Origin of the sequence: Desulfosporosinus shakirovi, from assembly GCF_020595055.1 — a bacterium.
Lineage (GTDB): Bacteria > Bacillota > Desulfitobacteriia > Desulfitobacteriales > Desulfitobacteriaceae > Desulfosporosinus > Desulfosporosinus shakirovi.
The window spans coordinates 223646-246857 of sequence record NZ_JAJDOO010000001.1 but is presented as its reverse complement, the minus strand read 5'-3'; the positions used below and the strand labels follow the sequence as shown (position 1 = coordinate 246857).

General features: G+C 42.7%; 25 protein-coding genes, 3 tRNA genes and 1 other RNA gene. 23 read left to right on the top strand and 6 right to left on the bottom strand.

Annotated features, from left to right (window positions below; genetic code table 11):
- Positions 1 to 32: 32 nt before the first annotated feature.
- Positions 33 to 611, bottom strand: a complete 579-nt coding sequence (locus LJE72_RS01275) for a GerMN domain-containing protein (protein WP_229245466.1) — start codon at positions 609 to 611, stop codon at positions 33 to 35.
- A gap of 539 nt (positions 612 to 1150) precedes the next feature.
- Between LJE72_RS01275 and dnaG the strand changes: the two genes are divergently transcribed.
- The 11 genes from dnaG (at position 1151) to rnpB (ending at position 9741) form a co-directional block, all read left to right on the top strand.
- Positions 1151 to 2974 carry a DNA primase gene (gene dnaG / locus LJE72_RS01270; RefSeq protein WP_248286161.1) on the top strand — a complete coding sequence of 608 codons (1824 nt, stop codon included), beginning with the start codon at positions 1151 to 1153 and terminating at the stop codon, positions 2972 to 2974.
- Positions 2964 to 4154 carry an RNA polymerase sigma factor RpoD gene (gene rpoD / locus LJE72_RS01265; RefSeq protein WP_229245464.1) on the top strand — a complete coding sequence of 397 codons (1191 nt, stop codon included), beginning with the start codon at positions 2964 to 2966 and terminating at the stop codon, positions 4152 to 4154. The genes dnaG and rpoD overlap by 11 nt, the downstream gene beginning before the upstream one ends.
- Positions 4155 to 4254: 100 nt before the next feature.
- Positions 4255 to 4329: transfer RNA gene (locus tag LJE72_RS01260), tRNA-Asn, on the top strand.
- A gap of 20 nt (positions 4330 to 4349) precedes the next feature.
- Positions 4350 to 4424, top strand: a tRNA-Ile gene (locus tag LJE72_RS01255).
- A 116-nt stretch (positions 4425 to 4540) separates the two neighbouring features.
- Positions 4541 to 4615: transfer RNA gene (locus LJE72_RS01250), tRNA-Val, on the top strand.
- A gap of 105 nt (positions 4616 to 4720) precedes the next feature.
- Positions 4721 to 5014, top strand: a complete 294-nt coding sequence (locus LJE72_RS01245; RefSeq protein ID WP_229245463.1) for a hypothetical protein — start codon at positions 4721 to 4723, stop codon at positions 5012 to 5014.
- A 333-nt stretch (positions 5015 to 5347) separates the two neighbouring features.
- On the top strand, positions 5348 to 7009 hold the full coding sequence (locus tag LJE72_RS01240) for a thiamine pyrophosphate-binding protein (RefSeq protein ID WP_229245462.1): 1662 nt from the start codon (positions 5348 to 5350) through the stop codon (positions 7007 to 7009).
- A 205-nt stretch (positions 7010 to 7214) separates the two neighbouring features.
- Positions 7215 to 8018: a tRNA (adenine(22)-N(1))-methyltransferase gene (locus LJE72_RS01235; protein ID WP_229245461.1), complete on the top strand. Its 804-nt coding sequence runs from the start codon at positions 7215 to 7217 to the stop codon at positions 8016 to 8018.
- Positions 8009 to 8848: a Nif3-like dinuclear metal center hexameric protein gene (locus tag LJE72_RS01230; protein WP_229245460.1), complete on the top strand. Its 840-nt coding sequence runs from the start codon at positions 8009 to 8011 to the stop codon at positions 8846 to 8848. Before LJE72_RS01235 ends, LJE72_RS01230 begins: the two co-directional genes overlap by 10 nt.
- A 247-nt stretch (positions 8849 to 9095) precedes the next feature.
- Positions 9096 to 9251 carry a hypothetical protein gene (locus LJE72_RS01225; RefSeq protein WP_200797870.1) on the top strand — a complete coding sequence of 52 codons (156 nt, stop codon included), beginning with the start codon at positions 9096 to 9098 and terminating at the stop codon, positions 9249 to 9251.
- 51 nt (positions 9252 to 9302) lie between these two features.
- An RNA gene (gene rnpB, locus LJE72_RS01220) (RNase P RNA component class A) lies at positions 9303 to 9741 on the top strand.
- 160 nt (positions 9742 to 9901) lie between these two features.
- Here the strand turns inward: rnpB and LJE72_RS01215 are convergent.
- Entirely contained in the window at positions 9902 to 10228 is a 327-nt protein-coding gene (locus tag LJE72_RS01215; RefSeq protein ID WP_229245459.1) for an SCP2 sterol-binding domain-containing protein, read from the bottom strand.
- A 237-nt stretch (positions 10229 to 10465) separates the two neighbouring features.
- On the opposite strand from LJE72_RS01215, the gene LJE72_RS01210 reads away from it, so the two are divergent.
- Together LJE72_RS01210 and LJE72_RS01205 are read left to right on the top strand one after the other, a co-directional pair.
- Positions 10466 to 10852: an EamA family transporter gene (locus tag LJE72_RS01210; RefSeq protein WP_229245458.1), complete on the top strand. Its 387-nt coding sequence runs from the start codon at positions 10466 to 10468 to the stop codon at positions 10850 to 10852.
- A gap of 200 nt (positions 10853 to 11052) precedes the next feature.
- Positions 11053 to 11247 (top strand): hypothetical protein, encoded by a 195-nt coding sequence (locus LJE72_RS01205; protein ID WP_229245457.1) that lies wholly within the window; start codon positions 11053 to 11055, stop codon positions 11245 to 11247.
- Positions 11248 to 11466: 219 nt separating this feature from the next.
- On the opposite strand, the gene LJE72_RS01200 is transcribed toward LJE72_RS01205, so the two are convergent.
- Both LJE72_RS01200 and LJE72_RS01195 read right to left on the bottom strand, forming a co-directional pair.
- On the bottom strand, positions 11467 to 12252 hold the full coding sequence (locus LJE72_RS01200; protein ID WP_229245456.1) for a CheR family methyltransferase: 786 nt from the start codon (positions 12250 to 12252) through the stop codon (positions 11467 to 11469).
- 95 nt (positions 12253 to 12347) lie between these two features.
- Complete coding sequence (locus LJE72_RS01195) at positions 12348 to 12785, bottom strand: YaaR family protein (protein WP_229245455.1); 438 nt, start codon at positions 12783 to 12785, stop codon at positions 12348 to 12350.
- Positions 12786 to 12815: 30 nt separating this feature from the next.
- Between LJE72_RS01195 and LJE72_RS01190 the strand changes: the two genes are divergently transcribed.
- A complete protein-coding gene (locus LJE72_RS01190) occupies positions 12816 to 13850 on the top strand; it encodes a M28 family metallopeptidase (RefSeq protein ID WP_229245454.1) in 1035 nt (344 codons plus the stop codon).
- Here LJE72_RS01190 and LJE72_RS01185 read toward each other — a convergent pair.
- Complete coding sequence (locus LJE72_RS01185; protein WP_229245453.1) at positions 13847 to 14713, bottom strand: flagellar motor protein MotB; 867 nt, start codon at positions 14711 to 14713, stop codon at positions 13847 to 13849. The genes LJE72_RS01190 and LJE72_RS01185 overlap by 4 nt on opposite strands.
- Entirely contained in the window at positions 14710 to 15525 is an 816-nt protein-coding gene (locus LJE72_RS01180) for a flagellar motor protein (RefSeq protein ID WP_229245452.1), read from the bottom strand. The genes LJE72_RS01185 and LJE72_RS01180 overlap by 4 nt, the downstream gene beginning before the upstream one ends.
- A gap of 413 nt (positions 15526 to 15938) precedes the next feature.
- Between LJE72_RS01180 and flgM the strand changes: the two genes are divergently transcribed.
- From flgM to LJE72_RS01135, 9 genes are all read left to right on the top strand, one after another.
- Positions 15939 to 16217: a flagellar biosynthesis anti-sigma factor FlgM gene (gene flgM, locus LJE72_RS01175; protein ID WP_229245451.1), complete on the top strand. Its 279-nt coding sequence runs from the start codon at positions 15939 to 15941 to the stop codon at positions 16215 to 16217.
- 76 nt (positions 16218 to 16293) lie between these two features.
- Positions 16294 to 16776 carry a flagellar protein FlgN gene (locus LJE72_RS01170; RefSeq protein WP_229245450.1) on the top strand — a complete coding sequence of 161 codons (483 nt, stop codon included), beginning with the start codon at positions 16294 to 16296 and terminating at the stop codon, positions 16774 to 16776.
- Positions 16777 to 16779: 3 nt separating this feature from the next.
- Positions 16780 to 18612 carry a flagellar hook-associated protein FlgK gene (flgK, locus tag LJE72_RS01165; protein ID WP_229245449.1) on the top strand — a complete coding sequence of 611 codons (1833 nt, stop codon included), beginning with the start codon at positions 16780 to 16782 and terminating at the stop codon, positions 18610 to 18612.
- Positions 18613 to 18625: 13 nt separating this feature from the next.
- Entirely contained in the window at positions 18626 to 19531 is a 906-nt protein-coding gene (flgL, locus tag LJE72_RS01160; RefSeq protein ID WP_229245448.1) for a flagellar hook-associated protein FlgL, read from the top strand.
- A 32-nt stretch (positions 19532 to 19563) separates the two neighbouring features.
- Positions 19564 to 20112: a DUF6470 family protein gene (locus LJE72_RS01155; RefSeq protein WP_229245447.1), complete on the top strand. Its 549-nt coding sequence runs from the start codon at positions 19564 to 19566 to the stop codon at positions 20110 to 20112.
- Positions 20113 to 20165: 53 nt separating this feature from the next.
- Positions 20166 to 20624: a flagellar assembly protein FliW gene (gene fliW / locus LJE72_RS01150; RefSeq protein ID WP_229245446.1), complete on the top strand. Its 459-nt coding sequence runs from the start codon at positions 20166 to 20168 to the stop codon at positions 20622 to 20624.
- A gap of 1 nt (position 20625) precedes the next feature.
- Positions 20626 to 20871, top strand: a complete 246-nt coding sequence (gene csrA, locus LJE72_RS01145) for a carbon storage regulator CsrA (protein ID WP_229245445.1) — start codon at positions 20626 to 20628, stop codon at positions 20869 to 20871.
- 508 nt (positions 20872 to 21379) lie between these two features.
- Positions 21380 to 21772: a flagellar protein FlaG gene (locus tag LJE72_RS01140; RefSeq protein ID WP_229245444.1), complete on the top strand. Its 393-nt coding sequence runs from the start codon at positions 21380 to 21382 to the stop codon at positions 21770 to 21772.
- A gap of 282 nt (positions 21773 to 22054) precedes the next feature.
- Positions 22055 to 23212, top strand: a complete 1158-nt coding sequence (locus tag LJE72_RS01135; protein WP_229245443.1) for a flagellin N-terminal helical domain-containing protein — start codon at positions 22055 to 22057, stop codon at positions 23210 to 23212.

The following is a 23212-nucleotide window of genomic DNA, read 5'->3' as shown; positions in this document are numbered from 1 at the left end:
AGAGCGAACTGAAAGACACTGTCTGCTAAGATTTAATTAATTATTAAGCTCTCATTTCGCTTGATTGGATCTCGGGTATCCAAGTGACCGAGTATTCCATCGTGTTTGACCCCATCCAAGAGAAATTGGACACTGTGAACATTAGAAAGGGTCGTTAAAGTGTTTACTATACTGTACATAGTCATTTGTTCACCAGAGGAACCTCCCCCAAAGTTCTTTTGAAATTCTTTAGACAAATTAATAGTGGCTATTCCATCCGTACTTACAGTAGCCTCCAGAAGAGTGGTTCCGGAAGGAAGCGGTTTTTCCAATCCTGCGGGGGGAGTGGCTAACTCGATAAACATTGCTTTAATAATCTCTTGCTCTTTTACCTCGACTGTTCGTTCCGTCGGGATTAACCCTGTGGCATCTGAGTTAGGAAAATAGAGGGTCATTTTAACGGAGTTTGCGGTTGGCTCAGGGGTATTCGTATCTGGAGAAACAGGAGTTGTTTGACTGTCTGCGGGTTTATCGCCTTGTGTTTTAGAGGTATTGCACCCCGCTAGAAAGGCTCCTGCCAGTAATAAGCAAAAGATAGTCAAAAGGATAGTGCTAAATGATCGTTTATTCATAGAATACTCACCTCTCTCATAAAGTTTATAATGCACATGTTGAGCTTCTACTGCGTTTTTGTAGAACATCAACGTCATTAGACGGTTCCTGCTGAAAGGTCAAGGTTTACTTTCACCATCCATGGCTACCGGGACACTCGGCCATTCTAGCCTGCGCATAAGTGCAACTGAGGCGACCGTCGGCGACCAACGTCTTGGCACCAGCCAAGCTTACTTTATATATTATCATGCTTTTCAAATGAGCGAAAGGGTTAGGCTATCGATCCATACTCTGGGGGTGGGGATTGCAGGTAGAAAACCTTGCACAAATAATTGTCGAAGCAAGCAGGTATTATCTCAGAAAAAGAAGAATTAATATAATCAGGAAAGAGTATTCTACCCTTTCTAAAAACAGATTCACCGAATGAAGAACTAAAAAAGAGGATTTTATGAAGTTTCGGCGAAAGAAATGTATAAAGTAAGGGTTGACAAAATATATAAAATGTGGCTGAAAACTGAAAGGCGCAAGAGACGTGGATAATAGACTTCAACAAGAATTTATGCCGGAAGAGGTTATCGAGGAAGTGCGTTCGCGCACGGATATTGTAGAGATTATATCTGAATATGTCAGCTTGCAGCGTAAGGGGAAAAACTATTTGGGACTTTGTCCTTTTCATGCGGAAAAAACGCCTAGTTTTACAGTAACCCCTGAGAAACAAATGTTTTATTGTTTTGGATGCAATGTTGGTGGAAACGCCTTTTCTTTTCTTATGAAGAAAGAGAATTGGTCTTTCGTTGAGAGTATTCAGAATTTAGCCTCTAGATATGGCGTGTCGCTTCCTGAGAAAGAATTGTCTCCGCGTGAACGGGAAGCAAATCGACGTCGTCAGCGTTTTGAAGAAATCAATGAATTGGCTACAGGCTATTTTCATGACCTCTTACTTAACTTGCCTGAAGGAGAACTGGGGAGACTCTATTTTGAAAAACGTGGGGTAGACCTGGATACAATGAAAAGCTTTCGTTTAGGTTATGCTCCTGACCGGTGGGATGGGTTATTAACTTATATGCTGGAACGAGGAGTCCAGGCACGTGAATTAGAGGAAAATGGGCTAGCCTTAGAAAGAGGGACACAGGGTAAAGGCGGAGGGTACTATGATCGTTTCCGCAACCGCGTCCTCTTTAGTATTCTTGATCGACGAAACCACACCATTGGATTCGGCGGTCGAGTATTGGATGATTCTCTTCCGAAGTATCTTAATTCCCCCGAGACCGCTTTCTTTAATAAGGGGCACCATCTCTATGGGATGCATCGTGCGCATCAGGGAATTCGCGAGAAGGGTTTTGCCCTGTTAGTTGAAGGGTACATGGACGTTATAGCGCTCCAGAAATCAGGTTATCCTAACGCAGTCGCTTCCTTGGGGACTGCCTTAACACGGGAACAAGCAAAACTCTTGAGACGGTATACACAGCGTGTTGTCCTGCTCTACGATTCCGATGAGGCAGGAATTCAGGCGGCCTTAAGAGGGGGAGAGATTCTGCGAGATGCGGGAATTCGTTTGGATGTGGCAACTTTAATCGGAGCAAAAGATCCTGATGAATTTTTGAGACGTTTTGGTGTGGAGGACTTTGAAAAAGCTTTAAGTCAGGTTTTGACTTACGTAGAGTTCAAATATCGGACGATTGTTCAGGAAACACCGCCACAGACCATTCAGGAAAAAGCAGAGTTAGTAGTTAAGCTTGCTCCGGATATCCTAAAAGTGAGCAGTCCAATTGAACGAGAAGGGTATGAACGCTTCTTAAGTTTAGAACTTGGGTTTACTTTGGAAGCGGTACAACGCGAAATAGCAAGACTGGAACAGAAAAAACCTAAAAAAGAGCAATTACATGAATATTCTCAGCAAAAACAGGTTAGTTCTGGAAAAAATAGAGATAATATTAAGGACGAAATTATTTATAAACAAGATGAAGTGCCCCCTTCACCAACCGTTTATTTAGGGGTCTATCGAACAGAGCGAATGCTTTTACGTCTGATTATAGAAAATATTTCTCACTTGCCGAGAATTAAGGCTAAGTTAGGAGAATCCTTTTGGAAGATACCAGAACATCAACAAATCTTTAATTATCTCAATCAGGAGGGCAAATTGCCCGCGCACAGCGAAGAAAACGTTCAAAGTCGGTTGGCTAGCTTGCTCCTGGAAGAGTTAGATATATCACAAACTGAGCGACTTCTAGATGACTGTATAAAAGGGATTCTTTCTACTCAAGCAGAAGAAAGGGTCGAGGATCTGCAAGCTCGCATGGCTACTTTAGAAAAATCCGGTGACATGGCAGGGGCTATGGCTCTGTTGAAAGAGATAGGAGAGCGGTTGAAACGTGGCGAATAGTAAGGTTATAGGCACCCAAAAGAATGATCCGAGGGAAGGTGGGGGACAGATGAATGAAAAGCAGAAGATGGACAACGTCCAAGCCCTCATTCAAAAAGGAAAAAAGAAGGGATCTCTAACTTATAGAGAGATTATGGATTCTCTCCAAGGGATTGAACTTTCCGCGGATCAAATAGATGATATCTATCAACAACTTGGACGAATGGGAATAGATGTGGTGCCGGAGCCTGGAGAAGTTGAACTTGAGATCTTGACTAACGTTAAAGTTGATGAAGACGATGATATCGTCGAGGACCCGGAAGATGATGCAGAAGAAGAGGCGGAAGTGGATCTTTCTGTACCAGAGGGTGTAGGAATTGACGATCCGGTTCGTATGTATCTAAAGGAAATCGGACGAGTTCCCCTGCTCTCTGCCGATGAAGAAATAGAATTAGCAAAACGCATGGAAGATGGTGACGAGGAAGCTAAGCGACGCTTAGCGGAGGCGAACTTGCGACTTGTAGTGAGTATCGCTAAACGCTATGTCGGACGGGGTATGCTTTTCTTAGATTTGATTCAGGAAGGCAATCTTGGCTTGATTAAGGCTGTAGAGAAATTTGACTATATTAAAGGCTTTAAGTTTAGTACGTATGCCACTTGGTGGATTCGTCAAGCGATTACCCGCGCTATTGCTGATCAGGCCAGGACAATCCGAATTCCTGTGCATATGGTTGAGACAATAAATAAGTTAATTCGAGTTTCAAGGCAACTCTTGCAGGAATTGGGGAGGGAGCCAGCTCCTGAAGAAATTGCTAAGGTTATGGATATTCCCGTCGAACGGGTCCGCGAAATTATGAAGATTGCCCAAGAACCGGTTTCCTTAGAGACCCCTATCGGAGAAGAGGAAGACTCCCATTTGGGAGATTTTATTCCGGATGAAGATGCTCCGGCACCGGCAGAAGCTGCATCGTTCATTCTTTTAAAAGAGCAATTGGAAGAAGTTTTAGAGACCTTAACCCCACGGGAAGAAAAAGTGCTTAGATTGCGCTTTGGACTTGATGACGGGCGGACCAGGACCTTAGAGGAAGTTGGGCAGGAATTCGGAGTAACACGCGAACGCATTCGTCAAATTGAGGCCAAGGCCTTGCGGAAATTACGGCATCCCAGTCGGAGCAAAAAGTTAAAGGATTATTTGGAGTAAATTCTTTATAATTAATTGAGAAATTGATTTTCACGAGAAATTTTAATTTAAGACTTGACTATAGAGCATGAATTACGTATAATAACCCGTGCAAGAGCATTCCTCGATAGCTCAATGGTGGAGCAACCGGCTGTTAACCGGTAGGTTGTAGGTTCGAGTCCTACTCGGGGAGCCATTTTTATTCTTTGTTTATTAGGGCCCATAGCTCAGCGGTAGAGCCCCCCGCTCATAACGGGTTGGTCCTAGGTTCGAATCCTAGTGGGCCCACCATTTCAGAGGCCAGAAGTCGGAGGCCAGAAACGGTGGGTATTCCTAATTAATTTAGAGACAAAGTATAATCTACATGCCTAGAGCATTTGATTACGGACATCGCGCATTAAATACTGGGGCGATTAGCTCAGCGGTAGAGCGCATCCTTCACACGGATGAGGCCACTGGTTCGAGACCAGTATCGCCCACCAATATAGATTTCACAAAATAAAGACTGAAAGCTTAACCCATTGACTGAGGTCACTGGGTTCTTTTATTACATTAAGCTGAATACCTGGAATGATTGGAGGAGCGACATGATAACCTTATCCTCGAAGATTGAATTCGTAAAATTTTTCAGAGAGAAGTTGTTTGGCAAGAACCTGAAGTGTATTGAGATCATTTCTGTGATTGAGTGTACTATGGATTTTGGAGTTGTAGGAAATATTGATGTAGCTGATGATAAGGTCTCAGTATGGAGCACTGAGAATGAGGTGTTTTGGATTAATTTGGACGATGTTACTGCTGTGAATTACGATCCAAGAGAAGAAGATGTTTGTTTAGTTATCGAAGCTAAGAATGATGTGAAAGTCCAATTTTATGTAGAATAAGAAGACGAAGTATTGCCTGCAAGAGGGAAAATATGATAGAATATTAGCATAAAGAAAAGCTAGGGCACGGATGCCTTTTCTTTTTAACATATCTTTGAAACAATGTTTTATTATATGAAACAAAATATTTAGAAGACTGAGTCCCGGAGCGATACGTAAAAGTAATTTTAGTGAACGGGTTCAGCTAATGTAAAACATATAGATAAACAAGACAAAGGAAGAGTTTGACCATTATGTAAAACATCGTTTTACTAATTAAAACGATGTTGTTGTTTACAGGGTCATTATTATAAAACTTCGACCGGAGAAAAAATTTTAAAGGGGGAGACAGATATGGCGCTTTGGGGAATAGAAGAAAAAGTAAAACACTATTTTGCAGATGAGTTAGAAAAAGACGTCGAAATGACAGGGGCTCAGTTCATTGTGAAATTTTTAGAGAAAAAGGAAGCTGCCCATGTCTTTAGCATTCCTGGAGCCGCTATTCTTCCCTTTTATGACGCAGTACTTGAGCAGGAACACATGCGTGCAATTAATGTTCATCAGGAGCAAACTGCAATATTTATGGCGGAAGGCTATGCCAGATCGACGGGAAAAGTAGGGATTTGCGCGCTCACATCTGCTGGAGGCACAGCTTTCCTGACAGGTCTTGATAGTGCCTACGGAGATTCTATTCCATTAATTCTCCTTGCGGGTCAAGTAACCACAAACCTAATAGGAAAGGATGCCTTTCAAGAGGTACCGATAGTAAAAATGGCTCGTGCAGTTACTAAGGCTGCCTATCAAGTCACTAAGGCGGATGACTTACCCAAAGTGATGAGTGAGGCTTGGAGATTAGCGACCCAGGGTAGGAAGGGACCGGTCTTAATAGATATTCCTGTCAATGTACAAAAGGGATTACTCAAGATTGACCTCGAAGACTATCTGAGAGAAGAAAAGGGAGAACCTATTGACTTAGTACAAGTGAGCGACAGCCAACTGGAAGAAGTATTCACAATGATTGAGAAAGCAGAAAGGCCTGTTCTTCTGGTTGGAGGAAGAGTTGCAGGGGATGTAAGCGACGAACTTATAGGCTTGGCTCAATTACTTGAGATCCCGATAGTTTCCTCTCTCCTGGGGAAAGATGGTTTTCCTAGTTATCACCGCCTCTATGCGGGGATGGCAGGACCAGTGTGCCAAACTCCGCTTGGAAATAAAACCATTCTGGAATCCGATCTTATCGTAAATCTAGGTGAGTGGTTTGACAGTCGGAGCACGGGGGGGAGAAAATTTTTCGAAGAAGGCTGTAAGATAATTAACATCAATATCGCTGAAGAAGAGCTCTCGTTCTCTCACCGTGTTCCTGATGAGTTAGCAATAGCTTCAGATGTAAAGAAGTTCATCTTGAAGTTACACAATATTATCCGCAGTCGAGAGTATAAACCTAATACAAAGGCTTTAAAAAGAATTGAATCTCTTCAGATAGAAAAAACCAACTTGGCTCGTCAAACGGATTCTGGGACTAGTCTCCTCAAATCGCAGCAGATGATTACAGAGGTCAGAAAAGGGATTCGACCAGATGCAATTGTGACTTTGGACTGCGGATTAGGCCAAATTTGGGCCTCTCAATTATATGATGCACATGAACCGCGAAGGTTTTTAATTGATCGCACTGGTGCCATGGGGTGGAGTCTAGGTGCGGCAATGGGTGCTCAGTTAGCTTATCCGCAACGCCAAGTGGTGAATTTATTAGGGGATGCAAGTTTAGGTGTGTCTTTTGAGGAGCTTGCAACGGCCGTTAAACATGATATTCCGGTAGTGATCGTTGTTTTTAGAAAGGAACCGGACTTTGCTGCCGCAGCTAAAGGAATGGGCCTAGAGGCAGAAGCGATAGAAAAACCTGAACAGGTCACTGATGCCTTAACACGTGCATTTAGTGCCTATCGTCCTTACCTGATTGAGTTCTTAGTTGACTCGGATGCTAAACCTTCTCGATCAATGGAACCAGAAGCGGAGTAAAGGAAGTATCCTCAATTACGTAAGTGTCATGAAAAGGCGGGATAGATTAAATAAATCTACCCGCCTTTTTTCATTGTCCACAAGCACTTTATCCGATAAAATGATATAATGTGGAAACATGAGCTTGCTTTTTGGGCATAATAATATTACGTGATAGTTTTCACAAGCATTGGCCTTAGCCAAGTTTTCTATACGAGGTGAAAAAATGACAGTGTCAGTTAGTTTGGGTCCACGGCTTCAAACCGTGGCATCGTTTGTTCCAGAGGGAGCAAAGCTTGGAGATATAGGGACAGATCATGCTTATTTGCCGATTTCCCTCTATGAAGATCAGAAAATAGCAAAGGCAGTAGCTATAGATGTCCATGAAGGGCCGTATCAATCCGCCTTGGCAGCGGTTAAAGCGAGGAAATTAGAAGGCATCATTGATGTGAGGTTTGGCGATGGATTGATGCCCCTCGAGGTCGGAGAAGTCAATGTTTTGACCCTTGCGGGAATGGGCGGAAGAACTATGTTGGAGATTTTTTCGGCGCGGCCGGACATTTTAAAGGGTGTGACTGATATTATCGTTCAACCGCAGGGAGCGGAAGGCGCCGTTCGTTTGACGTTGCTGGATGAAGGGTGGCATCTGTTGGCAGAGCTGTTGGTGGAAGAAGAAGATCGAATCTATGTCGTGATGGCTTTTTCTAAGGAAGCTGGATGGAAAATGACCGAACTGATCGAGATCGAAGAGACATGGTGTGATCGTTTGCACCCGGTTATAGCAGAGAGAGAAGAACAGATGCCGGAGGCGGAGTTTAAAAGCTTAGTACACAGGCTTGTATGGCATTTTGGGCCTCTGGTCTTGGGAGAGCCCACGAATCTCCTGAACAAGCTGTTTGAGGACTACAGAGGCAGATTATTGAGGCAGTTGAAGCAGATGGAAAAATCAAAAAGCCCGGAGATTGTGGAAAAAATTCGTGAAGTTTCACTAACACTGGCTTTAGTGGAGGGAATGCGTGAATGGCGGTAACAGTTGGATTAGTTGCTCAGTTAATAGAAAAGTTAGCTCCGAAATCCTGGGCTGAGGAGTGGGACAATGTGGGATTACTTGTCGGAAGCGGTTCAAAAACTATCGAACGCATCCTTATTACCTTAGACGGGACGTTGGAAGTGGTCGAAGAAGCAAAAGTTTTAAATGCCCAACTCATCGTGGCACATCACCCCGTTATTTTTCGGCCCCTGAAAAATTTAAGAGCAGATAACGCTGCGGCTCAAGTCCCTCTCCGTCTTTTACAACATGAGATCGGATATTATGCTGCGCACACGAATTTAGATCAGTCTGTAGTTTCTCCGAGTCGAGTCCTTGGCGAATTAATTGGGTTGGAAAAGATGGAGCCTTTGGAGCGGGTGTATGATGTTACTACAAGCCGTAACAGTGAGGAACGCGGATATGGGGTAAGCGGATACCTAACACATCCCGAAAAATTAGGAGTTTTATGGCAGAACTTTTTGGATAAATTGAAAGAGTCAGGAGTCTATTCCCAGGCCTATGAACTAACCGGAGTTCGCTTGGCCGGATCCGTAGAGAGGGAAGTAAGGAAAGTAGCTATCGTTAATGGCAGTGGGGGACGATTCGTACCCAAGGCCTTGTTTAAGGGCGCTGACCTGCTCATTACAGGTGACGTTGATCATCATGCCGTCCTTGATGCACTTGAAGGTGGAATGGCTGTTGGAGATCTGGGGCATTTCTTGAGTGAGGCACCCATGCTTAGATCAATATATGACTATTTGTCGGCAGAAAAATCCCTTCAGGGAATTGAAATTCAAGTGAGCTCTGTTAATCGCTCGCCCTGGCTTTAAACTGAGATTCCCTATGGAGAGACGCCTCGTCTCCATAGGGAATTTTGATTAAGAAAATAAATATACTAGAACTTTGCTTGTGAAAGAAATAATTACCACTTGACATCAATTGTGAAATATATTACTATAAGGTTGTAAGGAATAATCTGATAATAGAAACAATAGAGTCCTTCCAAAGAAATACTCAGGCCCTATTAAGAAGATTTATTGATCCTTCGATACAAGCATTTGAAAGGAGAAATGTCTAATGATGAATCGAACTGAAATTCTGCGTCTTCAACGTGAAAAGGTTTTAACCAATATTCAAGAGGATTATGCTAATCGTGCTAAATGGTTAACCGAACTGATGGACATTGATGATGAAATTGAAGAAATGGCAGAGCAGAAACACAAAGTGAATTAGCCAATACTATCCATTTGACCAAAACCTATTTATCTAGTAAGATAACTAAGCGAAGCCAACCAGATGATCGCGGGGGTATGGACCGAAAGGTCGCCTCTGAGGAAAGTCCGAGCTCCATAGGGCAAGGTGCTGGGTAACGCCCAGTGGGGGGAACCCCAAGGAAAGTGCAACAGAGAGATACCGCCAAAACAGAGGCCAGTCTTCAGAGGTCGGAGGTCAGAAATAATTAGTTCTAATTCCGGCATCCGGCTTCCGACGACTGACCTCTGGATGGTAAGGGTGGAAAGGCGAGGTAAGAGCTCACCGGTAGTCAGGTGACTGGCTGGCCATGTAAACCCCACCTGGAGCAAGACTGAATAGGGGAACTATGAACGGCCCGTTTTTGTTCCCGGGTAAGGTCGCTAGAGGCCGTCGGTAACGGCGGTTCGAGATAGATGATCATCACCTCTGTAGGGAGGGACAGAACTCGGCTTATAGGTTGACTTTGCAATGCTTATGGGAAACTGGTTGTTGCATAATTATGCATAGCCGCTTCCCATAAGTTTTATTTTGCAATAAAATTACAGAAGTAAATGGTTGTTTTTAAAATCAATATACAATTAAATATCTTTATGGGTGAAGGTTCATTCATCAACGAAGGCACAGTTTCTTTACTGATACAGTTTAACGATTTCTTGGAGTTTTAAGGCCAAACCTAATTTGCCTTCAACCTTTAACCCACCAGTCATAAATGCCATTGTAGTATTTAACTTATCTTTCAATAATTTGGAGAAATTTTTTTCGTTCATAATGAGGGTAACTTCTGCGTCTGGAGCAGGTCCTTCAATCATTTGCACTTGACCAGCTTTAAAGACAATTTGTAATTCACCGCTTTCCTCTAGATTAATTTGGAAGATACGGTCTTTTTCAGAAGCGATATGCTCGGGATTAGTATTCATTTTCTCCACAAGTTCTAGTAATTCAGCTTTGACTGTCATAGTGTTTTTTCTCCCCTTCTCTCTAAAATCATAATGTTATGAAAGTTTTCGCATTTATAGAGAAATATATCATAATATTTTGTAGACTTCAAAACATTTTCATTGAGGCTTGAAATGATTTAGAAATGAATACATTATTAGGATTTGATGTAGAGTATAAATAAAGGTCAGATTGAGAAAACTTAATTATTATCTATATTTAGATCCGGAGTCTAAATTTCAAGGAGTTTTGATTGAATGTCTTTAATTTCTGAAGTGCGTCCCTTAGCCGTTGCCTTGTTTTCCATATTATTAGGGGCTACAGGACAGTTTTTGTTTCGTTTGGGTATGGTTGAGTATGGGAGAGTATCGGTTACCGGAATTTGGAGACAATTGGGATCAATTATATTAACACCTGCAATATTTCTTGGGTTTGCTTGTTTTGGTGTAAGTTCTGTTCTTTGGCTGGTTGTGATCTCACGCTGGGAGCTCAGCTATGCCTACCCGCTTGTTTCTTTGGGGTATGTGATTGCAATTCTCTACGGAACTTTTTTTCTAGATGAAGTTCTGACCTTGCCAAAAATCCTAGGATGCTTGCTGATTTTGGCTGGAATGAGTGTCTTAGGATTATGGGGACAAACTTAATGATTGTTTAGAAGTATTAAAAAATCATATCTTAGATTCAGAGAGTTGAATGGATATCCTGAATAGGATATGTTAAGCTAGAGTTAACAGAATAACTCCGATATTTCCTTCCACTTGATAGAAATTCTAAGCGTTCCAAATGGGATACCCATTATTTTTTTGAAGTCAATGACAAGACTAAAAAAGGGGCGTGTTGTTGGATGCATTTTCAGGATTTCGGGCGAGGTACGCGGATTGAATTATCTAAAATGGCCAAACTACTCGGAATGAAGTTCATCGGTTTTAATCCGAATGCCCAGCAGGTATCATTGGAGTTTAACGGTAAAGGTATTACTTATCCACTGGAAGAATTTGTACAACAGTATGAGAGAGAATGCCCAACGTCTTTTATGTGAAGTACTTAAAGGGGCTCTGATTCATTAATATAATGAGTCAGAGCCCCTAATTATGGATCAAGAACTTTTCTACTTCAGTGACGATAGTCTCCAGTTGGAAAGTATCGCCGAGCGCCTTTCCCAATAGGAACATTTGGCGCGAAGGAGGTGGATTCCATCTTAGGGTGCGAATGTATTCCTCTGTGGATATGCCCCTTGTTCAGCTTTAGCTGAACGAGTTCACTGTTTTTGGTAAAAGAAGGAGGAAACGGGTTTAAGGCCAAGATGATTTAGTCCGAAGAGATGTTCGGTGCTGCCGGTGAAGAGAATTCCACCAGGGCGCAGGGAGTCTGTGAATTTTTTGTAAAGCATTTCTTTGGCTTCTTCAGTAAAGTAAATGACGACATTGCGACAGGCTATGAAATCGAAGCCGGTTTGGAAACGATCGGTTAACAGGTTTTGAGGTTGGAAACTGACTTGCCTCTTGACAGAATCGTTAATTTGATGTCCTTTGTCAGATGGGGTAAAATACTTTTGCAGGAATTCTGGCGGAGTGCTCGCAAAATCATTTTGTTTATAGAGGCCTTCTTTGGCTTGAAGCAGGACATTGACATCAATATCTGTACCCAGTATGCTAAACTTAGCGATCGAGAAATATTCCATCATTGTCATGGCCAGTGAGTAAGGCTCCTGGCCGCTGGAACATCCCGCGCTCCAAAGTTTCAAAGGCGTTTTATTTTGGAGGAGTAAAGGGAATATCGTTTCTCGAAGGGTTTTCCATTGAGTCGCATCCCGAAAGAATTGAGAGACATTAATGGTTAAATGTTTGAAGAAGGCGTCATATAATACCGGGTCAGAATTTAGTGCTTTCAAAAACTCCGGATAGGTCGGATGTCCGTGGGAATTCATAAAACTAAGAATTCGCCGCTGCATCTGGTTTTGCTTGTAAAACTTAAGATCTAAGCCGCTCTTGGGGTGGAACCCTTTAACAAAGTCTTCGTAGGTATTGGATATTGATGTGGACAAAGGGGTTACACCTCTTTCGTGATTAATTAAAGGCTTTCTATGTTAAAAAGAAGAGATTTAGGGTTTTTGGGCGAATAGTAAAGAATAACAACTTCTTAGGCAAAAAGATCAACGATCAATCCACGAATTTCATCAATCTTGGTTAAAATTTCGAGGGGTTTGGCTTGCTCATCCAGGAGCTGTTTTCCGAGTTCATCCAACGCTTCGTCGATTTTTCCGACACGGGCCATGACCTTAGGGCGACCTTGATAATCCCAAGAGGTATCTTCCTGCATTTTGCGGCTTTGTCCAAAGCTTGATCGCAGGAAGGATTTAACCATATCACGAAAGTCTTTAAGGTCACCGATTGAAAGGGATTGAGCTAATTTTTTCCCTTGAACCCCCAGGCGCTCGAGAAAGGATTGGAGTTCGACGCTCTGGATTTTTTGAGTCTTGGATAAGATACTGTTAAAATCGCTGTTACGCTCCAAGGAACTCTGAGAATCGAGATTAGGAGTCAGGGTTTGATGTGGTGAATTGATACGTATAGACATAGGTCATTCTCCTCTTAGAAAGGATTAATCATGCAAACGCGCAGAGCTTTTTTAAAAACAATACTTGGGCTTGGAGCAATTATATTACCTTGGAGTTTTTTGCCGACTCGTTTTGGAGAGGCCATAAAGACGAGTCTGGGGCGTCCGCCGATTGAACTCTTGCTGCCCCCTGAGATTAAATCAAATAATAAGATCAACTATGAAATCCTAAATCGCACGGCCATGGATGATATCTACGCTTTAACCGCCCCCGAAATGCAAGGGCGTAAGGCGGGATCTGTAGGAGAGGCGAAGGCTGCTGAGTATTTAGCTTCTCAATTGAGTATGCTGGGCTTACGCCCGATGGGGGACCCAAATACAGGCTTTATTCAAGCATTTACGATTCCCCCAGTAGTGGAAACTAGGGTTAATGGTCGGCTGACTTTTAAATCTGGGGAAAATAGAAACCTCAGATTTCCAAGCATCAACCTATTAGGGGGGTTAATGGGAGAAGAATCTCAGGAAATTATTCTTCTTTCAGCACATTACGATCACCTGGGGGTTTTCGAGGAGCAAGTCTACCCCGGAGCCAATGACAATGCCTCTGGTGTTGGCTGTATACTTGATGTAATAAGGAGGATCATCCGAGAAGCAGAGGTCCCAAAACGCACGATTGTTATCGCTTTTTGGAGTGCTGAAGAGATGGGGTTTGTAGGGTCTCAAGCCTTTGTCCGATCTCCTTCATTTACCCTTAACCAGATACACGCGGTTCTGAATGCTGACTCCGTAGGAAATGGAATGGTTGGAAATTTTGCACTCTGGGGGGATGGGAAAAATCCAGCCGTAGATGCCATTCAAGAAGCTGCAACTAAATGTGGTGCCAGTGCCCAATTAACCCCCAGAGCAGGTCATAATAGTGACTCCGTCAGTTTTGCATTACAGGGTATTCCGGCGGCGACGCTCTTAGCCCAGGAATGGCTGTACAAAAATCATACCACTGAAGACACTATCGCACTCATAAAATCTGAACAGATTTACTTGGCTACAGAAATCATGTACCAAGCGGTACGAACGCTTGCTTTCTAAGGGGTTAGGACAGGGGCTGGTGAGCCAGAAACTGGGGTTTGGTTTGTAGGTTCGGTCACATCATACTTGGAGCGCAGAATAATCAGATCAATCCGCCGGTTTCTGCCTTGTCCGGCGATAGTGTCATTTGAAGCAATAGGCCGATATTCTCCGTAACCAGCTGCGGAGAGCCGACTGGGGGTAATCCCGGCTGACTGTAGAATTTGCACGACGTTAGTGGAACGAATGACGGAGAGTTCCCAATTGCTGGGGAACTTGGCGGTTTGAATGGGCAGATTGTCAGTATGCCCTTCAACCCTGATTTGGTTAGATGCCGAACCGAGGACGGTAGAGATACTTTTAAGGATTTCTCGAGCTCGGTCGGTTATATCGGCTGAACCACTTCCAAAAAGCAAGGTTTCTTGGATACTGACTACCAGACCACGTTCTTCCATGGAAGAGATTAGCTTTGACTGAATTCCGTTATCAAGCGCAAACTTATCAAGTTTGGCTTTAATTGCTTCAATGCTCAGGTTTTCAGCGTCGGTATTCCCTTGACTAACATTAGCCGCTGCTTGATCAGCGTCAGTCGTTTTGCTGGGATCCTTATCCTTGCCAGGGATGGTGGTAGTAGCGGAGGGGGTACCGGTTTGTATAAGAGATGGTCCGGATGGGCTTGCAGCCATCTCCATTTTTGCAGGGACTCCTCCAGAAAGTGCCTTGTTAAGGGATTCCGCAACGGCTTGAAATTTATCGGCATCTACTTTGCTCATAGAATAAAGTACAACAAAGAAAATCATTAGCAGTGTAATAAGATCAGAATATGTAAGAAGCCAACGTTCACTATTTTCCTTTTCGGCTTCATGCTCGCGTTTCCTACTCATCGGCTTTCACTCACAGAAGCATTACCAGGTGCGGCGACACCTTCTCGGTTTTTATCTTCGGAGAGAACCACGGAGCCGACGTGTGTTTTTAATTTCTCTTTAAGAATAGAGGGATTTTCACCTGCTTGAATCGAGAGGATTCCGTCTAGAACCATCTCCATGGACGACACTTCTGCTTTGTCTTTCATTTTAAGTTTTGTCGCGATGGGGAGCCAGAGGAGGTTTGCTGTAGCAACTCCATATAGGGTGGCTATAAAAGCAGCGGCGATAGAATGAGAAAGCGCTTCAGGGTCTGATAGATTTCCTAACACCATGATGAGGCCCATAACTGTCCCGACAATTCCCATGGTCGGACTATACCCGCCAGCAGCCTCGAAAACAGCAATCCCAACCTTGTGGCGTTTCTCAAGGACAGCAATATTGGACTCTAGGATCTCCTTGGTGATTTCGGGGTCTGTCCCGTCAATGACGAGTTGCATTCCTTGGTGAGTAAAGCGATCTGTCACTGATTCAAGCTCTTGTTCCAGACTGAGCAGCCCTTCACGCCGTGCCTTTTCAGCAAATCTTATGAGCGTCTCATAAGCTTCGGCGGTGCCGAAGGACTGGGAGGTAAATGCAAGCTTAAACCATTTAGGAAGGTTCTTGAGGTCGGAGAGTGGAAAACTGATCAGAACCGCTCCGGCGGTTCCACCAAAAACGATCATTGCAGCAGATAATCCCCCCAGGGAACCGACGGTTCCCCCTTCTAAAATATAACCAGTGATAAGGAAACCGAATCCAACGATAATACCAATGATAGTTGATAAATCCATGTTGCTTTTGCCGCATCCCTTATGCTCTTGAATGGAATTGGTTTATAAGGGATTGTGACGTACCTCCCTTGCTTTTTTATATAAGTGTTGAAGAAGTGGATATGTATAATATAGTGTATAAATTTTCCCGTCTACTTTATTTTATCGTCAAAATCAGTGATGAACTTTAGTCCCTTTATTTTCTAATCCCGAACATCCTTTTCAAGTCATGGTCGGGGCGTAAGTGTTACTTGGGTTTTCCACCTGTGTCATTCGGGTTTTACATAATATTTATTATACAAGAAAAGCAGAGCATCAGCTATAATTCTTGCTTTCCTGTGAAAATATACCATAGACTACAAAAAATTTCTCTTTAGTTTTGACAAGTTATCTACGATATAGAAAATAAGACTATGTATTTTGGAGTGAATGATATGAAAATAAACGGGACATCAATGTCTCCAGTTGGCAGTATTCAAGGGGTCAGTCGTTTGAAACAAGCTGAGAATAAAACGGCGGTATCTGAGGCAGATAAAATAGCGGTATCTGATAAAGCGCAAGTGTATCAGGCCTTACTTCAGAAAGCCAAAGAAATTCCCGCTATCCGCGAGGAACGTGTAAGAGGGCTTAATGAACAGATCAAACGAGGAGAATTTAAAATAGATGAACAAAGAATAGCCGATAAGTTATTAGAGATATATCCGAAAGAATAGTTTGGGAAGGCAAGTTGCTTCCGACCTTGCGTCTTTCATTCTGCCAGACCAGCTTATTTTAGAGGGGGAGATTTCTGTGTCTGAAGCACTTCAAAACTTAAATGTTAACTTAAGCGAACAAGCTGAATTATATAATAAACTACTAACCCTAGAAGAGAAGAAACAAAAAGCTCTGATTAAAAATGTAATTCAGGAGATTGAATTAATAACAGCTCAGGAAGAAAGGTTCATAATCCAGGTTAATCGCTTGGAAAAAGAGCGGTCTATGTGGGCAGAACAAATCGGACGTGAACTGGGGAAACCTCCTGAAGACCTAACTCTGGCTGAATTAGCGGAACATTTCCCGGCTTTAGAAGAGGTACGTCTTAGTCTGGACCAAGTTGTCCTACGATTAAAAACAGTCCATGAGAGCAACTCTCAGCTTCTCCAACAGGCCATGAAAATTGTCGATTATACAGTAGGGCTATTGACGCACCAAGCGAGTAATACCTATACATACCCCGGACAGAGAGAAAAAGAAGAAAACAAGAAACGGCATCTTATGGATTGGAGGATTTAAGATATGGGTTCAACGTTTGGCGGTTTAAATATATTGTCTCGAAGTTTATACGCTAATCAGGCTTCGCTTGAAACGGTAGGCCATAATATTGCAAATGCAGGTACGGACGGTTACTCCCGGCAAAGAGTCAACTTAGTAACCGCGTCTCCATCGGGGGAGGTTTATGGACGAAATAAAAACTATTCAGGAAGCGGAGTCACTGTGGCCTCCATTACCAGGGCGAGGGACAGGTTTACAGATGAACAATTGTGGAAGGAATCATCCTCCCTTAGTTACAGTCAAACAAGCAGTGCTGCCTTGACTAAAATGGAAGGGGTATTTACTGAGCCTTCTGAAACCGGTATTCAGACCGTGCTTAATCGGTTCTGGACCTCTTGGCAAACACTCTCGACTGATGCTTCTGATTCCGGAGCGCGTACTGCGGTAGCTCAACAGGGTGTAGCGCTTGTTAATGCAGTACAGCATGCTGCCGAGCAGCTAAGAGATACGGCGGCAAATATTAACGCTGAAATTGTTGCCAGTGTTGATAAGATTAATCAAATTACGGACAGTATTAATAAACTTAACGAGCAGATCTACTTTACAGAGTTTAGTGGCACCAACAATGCTAATGATTTGCGTGACAGCAGGGATTTGCTTGTCGATGAATTATCAACCCTCGTGGATATTTCAGTTAAGGAAGATAGTACTGGGAGATATACAATTCAGACCAGTGGCTTGACTCTTGTAGATGCCAAAGGCTACTGCAACAAGTTGAGTACTGAGACAACTGCTAAAAATACACCTCCTGACAATCTTAGTTATGACGTAACAAACGTTGTGTTCGTAAATAGTGGGGACGTGGTAAATTTTGCTGATGGTAAAGGTGAATTAAAGGGGTTGATTGATTCTCGAGATTCCTCTACAAAGGGTATTAAAGGGTATATGGACAACCTTGAAAAGGTTAGCCAATTTCTATTGCAAGATTTTAACGCTGTGCATCGGAGTGGTTATGGTACTGATAATATTAATGGGCGTAACTTTTTCGGTGATGGGAGTGCGGATGGCGATACTGATTATTCAACAACATACACAACTGCAACCCCACCAAGTGGCGGTTGGATAAATGCCTTATGTGTAAACGAGGATATAACTGATTCGACTAGCGGACTGGCTATAATAGCGGCTAAAACCACGTTTTCGCTGGTTAGTGCGGTTGCGCCCGGGTCAAGCAATACCGGTACCGCTACGGTTTCTGCTACCGGCACTGGCACTTATGCACCAACTGCTCCTACTACTCCGAGTACTCCGACTACAGTAAGGGTTTCAGTTAATAATTTAGGTGATATGAGCTATGCTACTTCTACGGATGGAGGCACCACTTGGAGTGCTTCAACAACTTTGACGGCTTCACCTGAAACTGTAACGATCCAAGGTATGGATGTTACAATTAAGGTAAACTCCGCAACCACTCCGACAGGTACTGATACCTATGATTTCACCTTATCAAAAGGCAACAACAATGCAAGTGGTGATAATGCCATTTTACTTGGAAATCGTTTAAAAATTGATTCATCACCTACACTAGGTGATGTTTCCTTAGATTCGTTTTATTCAGCAATGATTAGTACTTTGGGGGTGCAATCCCAAGACTCTCAACGGCTGAATACCAATCAACAAACTGTAGTTGATCAGCTTTCCAACCTCAGAGCATCTACCTCCGGGGTAAATATGGATGAAGAGATGACAGATATGATTAGATTTCAAAAAGGATATAATGCCTCGGCTAGAGTATTAACGGCCATGGATGAAATGCTGGACAAATTGATCAATGGTACTGGCATGGTAGGCCGATAGGAGGAGATTTGATATGAGAATCACTAATAATATGATGAGTTACAATTTTTTAAGTAGCCTTAACAAATCCCTTGAAAAGTCGAGTAAGATCCAAATGCAATTAGCGGATGGCAAAGCCCTTCATGCCCCCTCGGATGATCCGATTAAAGTGGGGAGGAGCTTACGTTTTAGTACAAGTCTGGAGTTAAATAACCAGTATACTCAGAATGCCCAAGATGCTATAAGTTGGATGGATTCCACAGATGATAATATGCAGGATTTGAGCAAAATTATGATTAATATCAAGGAGCAGGTTATCCAGGCTAGTAATGGAACTAATCCTCAATCTGCTGTCCAAACGATTGGGGATTCTGTCGATAATCTGATCAACCAGATGATTAATATTGGTAACTCTCAACTGGGTGGCCGATATATTTTTGCTGGACAGAATGATAAAATTGCTCCATTTACCCGCAACGGCGACACTATCACCTATAATGGGGATAATGAGAAAATTTCTATGCCGACTCATCCAGGGGAAGCCACTCCAACTCAGGATAGCGTGAATCTAACAGGGACGGATGTTTTTGGCCCAAGTCTAAAAATCTTAAATGATCTAATCGATATTAAAAATCACCTGAAATCTGGGACTGAGGCAGATCAGCAATGGCTCTCTGACAAAGGCTTAGCGCTGATTGAGGAGGACACTGACAAAATGTTGCTGTCTCACACAACGCTGGGAACTCGTATGTCGATGTACGAGATGGCGAAAACTATGCTTGATAGCAGCAATACAATTATTGCAGGGGATCAAGCTAACAACGATTCGATTGATGTAGCCAAAGGTATTGTTGATTATAAAAACGCTGAGAATGTCTACAAAACAGCACTTCAAATCGGTGCAAGGATTATGCCGATGTCTTTAGTGGATTTTCTTTGATAAATAGTGCATAGCGGAAGGGAGCCACTTAAATGCTCCGTATTAATATTTTCACCCAGCCCATTCGTTTGGATTACACCATTAATAATGCTAAGTCAAATCTACGCACCACTCAACCTAAGGTGCAACTGGAGACGACACCGACGACTGTGGAGATTCGTCAGCCCCAAGGGAATCTGACGATTAACCAGTATCCCTGTCGTTATTCAATTGGACTCAAGAATATCGCCGATCTTGCTCGGGACATTGCTGCTAAAGGAAAGCAAACTGTAATGGAGACTATCGCCCGTATTGCCCAAGAAGGAGACCAAATGGCTCAGATTCAGAATAAGACTAATGCGATTGCTAACATAGCTGCCAGCTCCACCATATCTGAAGTTCCCGATATTACATATGCACGTATTGCATCGCCTGACATTAATTATCAAGCTAATCCGGTTCAATTCAATCCTAAGGACGGGAACGTAGATTTGACTCTGCACCGCGGCATAGTTCAAGGGGATTACCAGCGCGGGAGTGTCGATATAAGGATTGCACAATACCCTGATATTGAGATATCAACCGTGGATGTCAGGGTTTAAAGAGATGCGTTTATACGGTTTGCATAATAAACTCCCCATAGGAGGCAATGCTAATGAAAATAGAGTCAACCAGATTCGGGGAACTGGAAGTGGCGGAAGAACATCTATTCAACTTTTCCCATGGAATCCCCGGTTTTCCTGATGAAAAGATTTTCGTCTTCATACCACTCGATGAGAAAAGTCCTTTTGCCTATCTCCAGTCGACAACGGAACCTAATTTGACCTTCTTGTTGGCCGACCCATTTACTTTTTTTAAGGACTATGAATTTGTTTTAGAGGATGAAATTGCTAAGGAATTGGACCTTTCTGAAGAAAATCCGCCTCAGGTGTTTTTGATTGCTACGGTGAAAGAAAAATTGGAAGATATGACGGTAAACCTGGTGGCGCCTTTAGTAATGAATGGACTTAATCGTATTGGTAGCCAGGTCATCCTAGACAAGCGGGAGTATTCTATCAGGCATAAACTATTTCCTGACGGCTTGCCGAAAGAAGCCGTTAAAGGAGGAGCGTAATATGTTGGCACTTACCCGTAAAGTTGGCGAGCGAATCGTCATTGGTGACAACATTGTGGTGACAGTGGTAAGTATCAAGGGAGATAATATCCGTATGACCATTGAGGCCCCTAAAGAGATCAAGATCTATCGTGGCGAGATTTTCGATGCTATCGTAGCAGAAAATATACAAGCCGCCGTTCCTAATGATGTATCAGATTTGGATATGCTGAAAGTATTAACTAATGTTACTAAATTGGATATTTAAATAATATCTAATACCTATATCTAATGCCATAATATGCCAATAAAAACAATTAAACAGGCGATGGGGCAACTAGGTACTAGTTACTCCATCGCCTGTTTAATTGTTTTTATTGGGGCTGTAAAACAAAGTAGTTAAGGCTTGCTAATTTATCGAAAAGTCTAGACTTCGCAAGGGTTTACAAGTAGTGTTTTAATGAATAATGTGCATGGAAAAACAGCCTTTGGCGTCAAAAACCGTGCACATGGAGTTAAAATCAAATGTTGCATCGGTGCAACATTTGGCCTCTCTTCCCCGATGGGGGAGTAACTCACTGATTCAGTCGGCCATTTAAGCCACTCTCCATTAATAAAGTTAAGCTCGGGTGCGATTTGCGCAGGCGTCCTGTTGGAAATTTCCATCCTCATACCGGCTGCCCATCCTTAGCGGATTGCCCAAAAAATCTACTAAAGATTTCTAGACCTGCCTTCGATATTTAGTTTAAAGGTAATAACTAAACGAGGTGTAACTAATGGATATTAATGTTGGGAGTTCATCAAATGTTCTGAACAAATATTCATCACAATCTCCGGGGACATCAATTTCAGAGGGAACGGAAAGCAATACTGTTACAATTAAATATGAAGCCGTTAAGGACCAATCACAATTACCCAAAAAAGAAAAAGAGGCTGAAGAACTCACCTGTGATGATATTAGCAAGATTACCAACGGACTAAATATGTTTATGAACACGATAAACACGGATTTGCAATTTGAAATACACGAAGGCAGCGGTCAAATAATGGTCCAATTTGTGGATAGGCAAGCCCAGCAAGTCATTAAGGAATTCCCTCCCCATGAATTATTGGACACACTAGCAGCAATCCGAGATTATGTGGGAGTACTGCTTGATAAATGGGCTTAGATATGAGCCGATTCATTCACAAGACATTCTAAACTTAGATTTTCGACAGGATAGTGAAACGTTGAGATATTTGAAGGATTGATGACTAATTTGGCAGTAAAACAGCTAAATTGGTCATTGTTAATCCTAAGGTAAATCTCTTAATTCTTCGATACATTAAGTAAGCAGGAGTAGTAGACATTTTCCTCCCGACCGGCCGGGGGGCGGGAAATTCTATGATTATCCTCAAGCAAAATGCACGGGCAAGGATGCCTGGCATCAAAATCAAGGAGGAATAAAATTATGATTATTAATCACAACATGGCAGCACTAAACACCCATCGTCAACTGAGCACTAATAACTCTAACAGCTCTAAATCCCTAGAGAAGCTTTCTTCAGGTCTTCGTATTAACCGTGCTGGAGACGATGCTGCAGGTCTTGCAATTTCTGAAAAAATGCGTGGACAGATTCGTGGTCTTGACCAATCTAATCGTAATGCTCAAGATTCTATTTCGCTAATTCAAACCGCTGAAGGTGCTTTGAACGAAACTCACAGCATCCTCCAACGGATGCGTGAATTGGCAGTTCAAGCTTCCAATGATACTAACTCGACAACTGACCGTGACGAAATCCAAAAGGAAATTAACCAATTAACCGATGAAATTGACCGTATTGCTAATACCACCGAGTTCAACACTCAAAAACTTCTCGATGGAACTAAGAAAGGTTTAGTTGAGGCTGCTGAGTCCAAAACTACACTACAATTAAACACCAAGGCTGATATCACAATTGATGCTGCTACTGTTACTGATATTGCAACGAGTGGTACTATCACTATTACTCGTACGAACGCTGCCAGCACTGGGTTTGATCCTGCTGAGTTTGATATGGGGGATCCTTCTCAATTGGGTGCTACAGTAACTGATGCCGATACTATTTTATGGGATGGTACTGATAGTATAGAACTGAGCGGATCTCTTGCAAGTCTTGCGGTGGGTGAAAGCATTACAATTAGTGTAAAAGCTGAAGTTGCCGTAAGCAATAATGTAGAAGATGCGTTCAGTATGCAAATTGGTGCGAATAGTGGTCAGAACATTCTGCTTGGTATTAATTCAATGAAAGCAGATGATATTGGCGTGAGACAAACTGATGGCGATGCGCTGGATGTTAGTGATTATAAAAATGCAACGGCTGCTATCACTACTATCAACAATGCCATTGAGACAGTTTCGGCAGAACGTTCCAAACTTGGAGCAGTGCAAAACCGTCTTGAGCATACCATTAACAACCTCGGAACTTCTTCTGAGAACCTCACTGCTGCTGAGTCCCGCGTTCGCGATGTAGATATGGCGAAAGAAATGATGAATTTCCAAAAGAACAACATTCTTTCCCAAGCCGCGCAAGCAATGCTGGCACAAGCCAACCAACAGCCACAAGGTGTTCTTCAACTTCTCCAATAA

Coding starts and splice junctions, on each gene's coding strand:
- LJE72_RS01135 (WP_229245443.1), top strand. CDS start 22,055: ATGATTATTAATCACAACATGGCAGCACTAAACACCCATCGTCAACTG.
- csrA (WP_229245445.1), top strand. CDS start 20,626: ATGTTGGCACTTACCCGTAAAGTTGGCGAGCGAATCGTCATTGGTGAC.
- LJE72_RS01215 (WP_229245459.1), bottom strand. CDS start 10,228: ATGACAGTCAAAGCTGAATTACTAGAACTTGTGGAGAAAATGAATACT.
- LJE72_RS01155 (WP_229245447.1), top strand. CDS start 19,564: ATGCTCCGTATTAATATTTTCACCCAGCCCATTCGTTTGGATTACACC.
- LJE72_RS01210 (WP_229245458.1), top strand. CDS start 10,466: ATGTCTTTAATTTCTGAAGTGCGTCCCTTAGCCGTTGCCTTGTTTTCC.
- LJE72_RS01205 (WP_229245457.1), top strand. CDS start 11,053: ATGCATTTTCAGGATTTCGGGCGAGGTACGCGGATTGAATTATCTAAA.
- LJE72_RS01225 (WP_200797870.1), top strand. CDS start 9,096: ATGATGAATCGAACTGAAATTCTGCGTCTTCAACGTGAAAAGGTTTTA.
- LJE72_RS01245 (WP_229245463.1), top strand. CDS start 4,721: ATGATAACCTTATCCTCGAAGATTGAATTCGTAAAATTTTTCAGAGAG.
- fliW (WP_229245446.1), top strand. CDS start 20,166: ATGAAAATAGAGTCAACCAGATTCGGGGAACTGGAAGTGGCGGAAGAA.
- LJE72_RS01180 (WP_229245452.1), bottom strand. CDS start 15,525: ATGGATTTATCAACTATCATTGGTATTATCGTTGGATTCGGTTTCCTT.
- LJE72_RS01195 (WP_229245455.1), bottom strand. CDS start 12,785: ATGTCTATACGTATCAATTCACCACATCAAACCCTGACTCCTAATCTC.
- LJE72_RS01190 (WP_229245454.1), top strand. CDS start 12,816: ATGCAAACGCGCAGAGCTTTTTTAAAAACAATACTTGGGCTTGGAGCA.
- LJE72_RS01140 (WP_229245444.1), top strand. CDS start 21,380: ATGGATATTAATGTTGGGAGTTCATCAAATGTTCTGAACAAATATTCA.
- LJE72_RS01240 (WP_229245462.1), top strand. CDS start 5,348: ATGGCGCTTTGGGGAATAGAAGAAAAAGTAAAACACTATTTTGCAGAT.
- LJE72_RS01230 (WP_229245460.1), top strand. CDS start 8,009: ATGGCGGTAACAGTTGGATTAGTTGCTCAGTTAATAGAAAAGTTAGCT.
- dnaG (WP_248286161.1), top strand. CDS start 1,151: ATGCCGGAAGAGGTTATCGAGGAAGTGCGTTCGCGCACGGATATTGTA.
- LJE72_RS01275 (WP_229245466.1), bottom strand. CDS start 611: ATGAATAAACGATCATTTAGCACTATCCTTTTGACTATCTTTTGCTTA.
- LJE72_RS01235 (WP_229245461.1), top strand. CDS start 7,215: ATGACAGTGTCAGTTAGTTTGGGTCCACGGCTTCAAACCGTGGCATCG.
- flgM (WP_229245451.1), top strand. CDS start 15,939: ATGAAAATAAACGGGACATCAATGTCTCCAGTTGGCAGTATTCAAGGG.
- flgL (WP_229245448.1), top strand. CDS start 18,626: ATGAGAATCACTAATAATATGATGAGTTACAATTTTTTAAGTAGCCTT.
- LJE72_RS01185 (WP_229245453.1), bottom strand. CDS start 14,713: ATGAGTAGGAAACGCGAGCATGAAGCCGAAAAGGAAAATAGTGAACGT.
- flgK (WP_229245449.1), top strand. CDS start 16,780: ATGGGTTCAACGTTTGGCGGTTTAAATATATTGTCTCGAAGTTTATAC.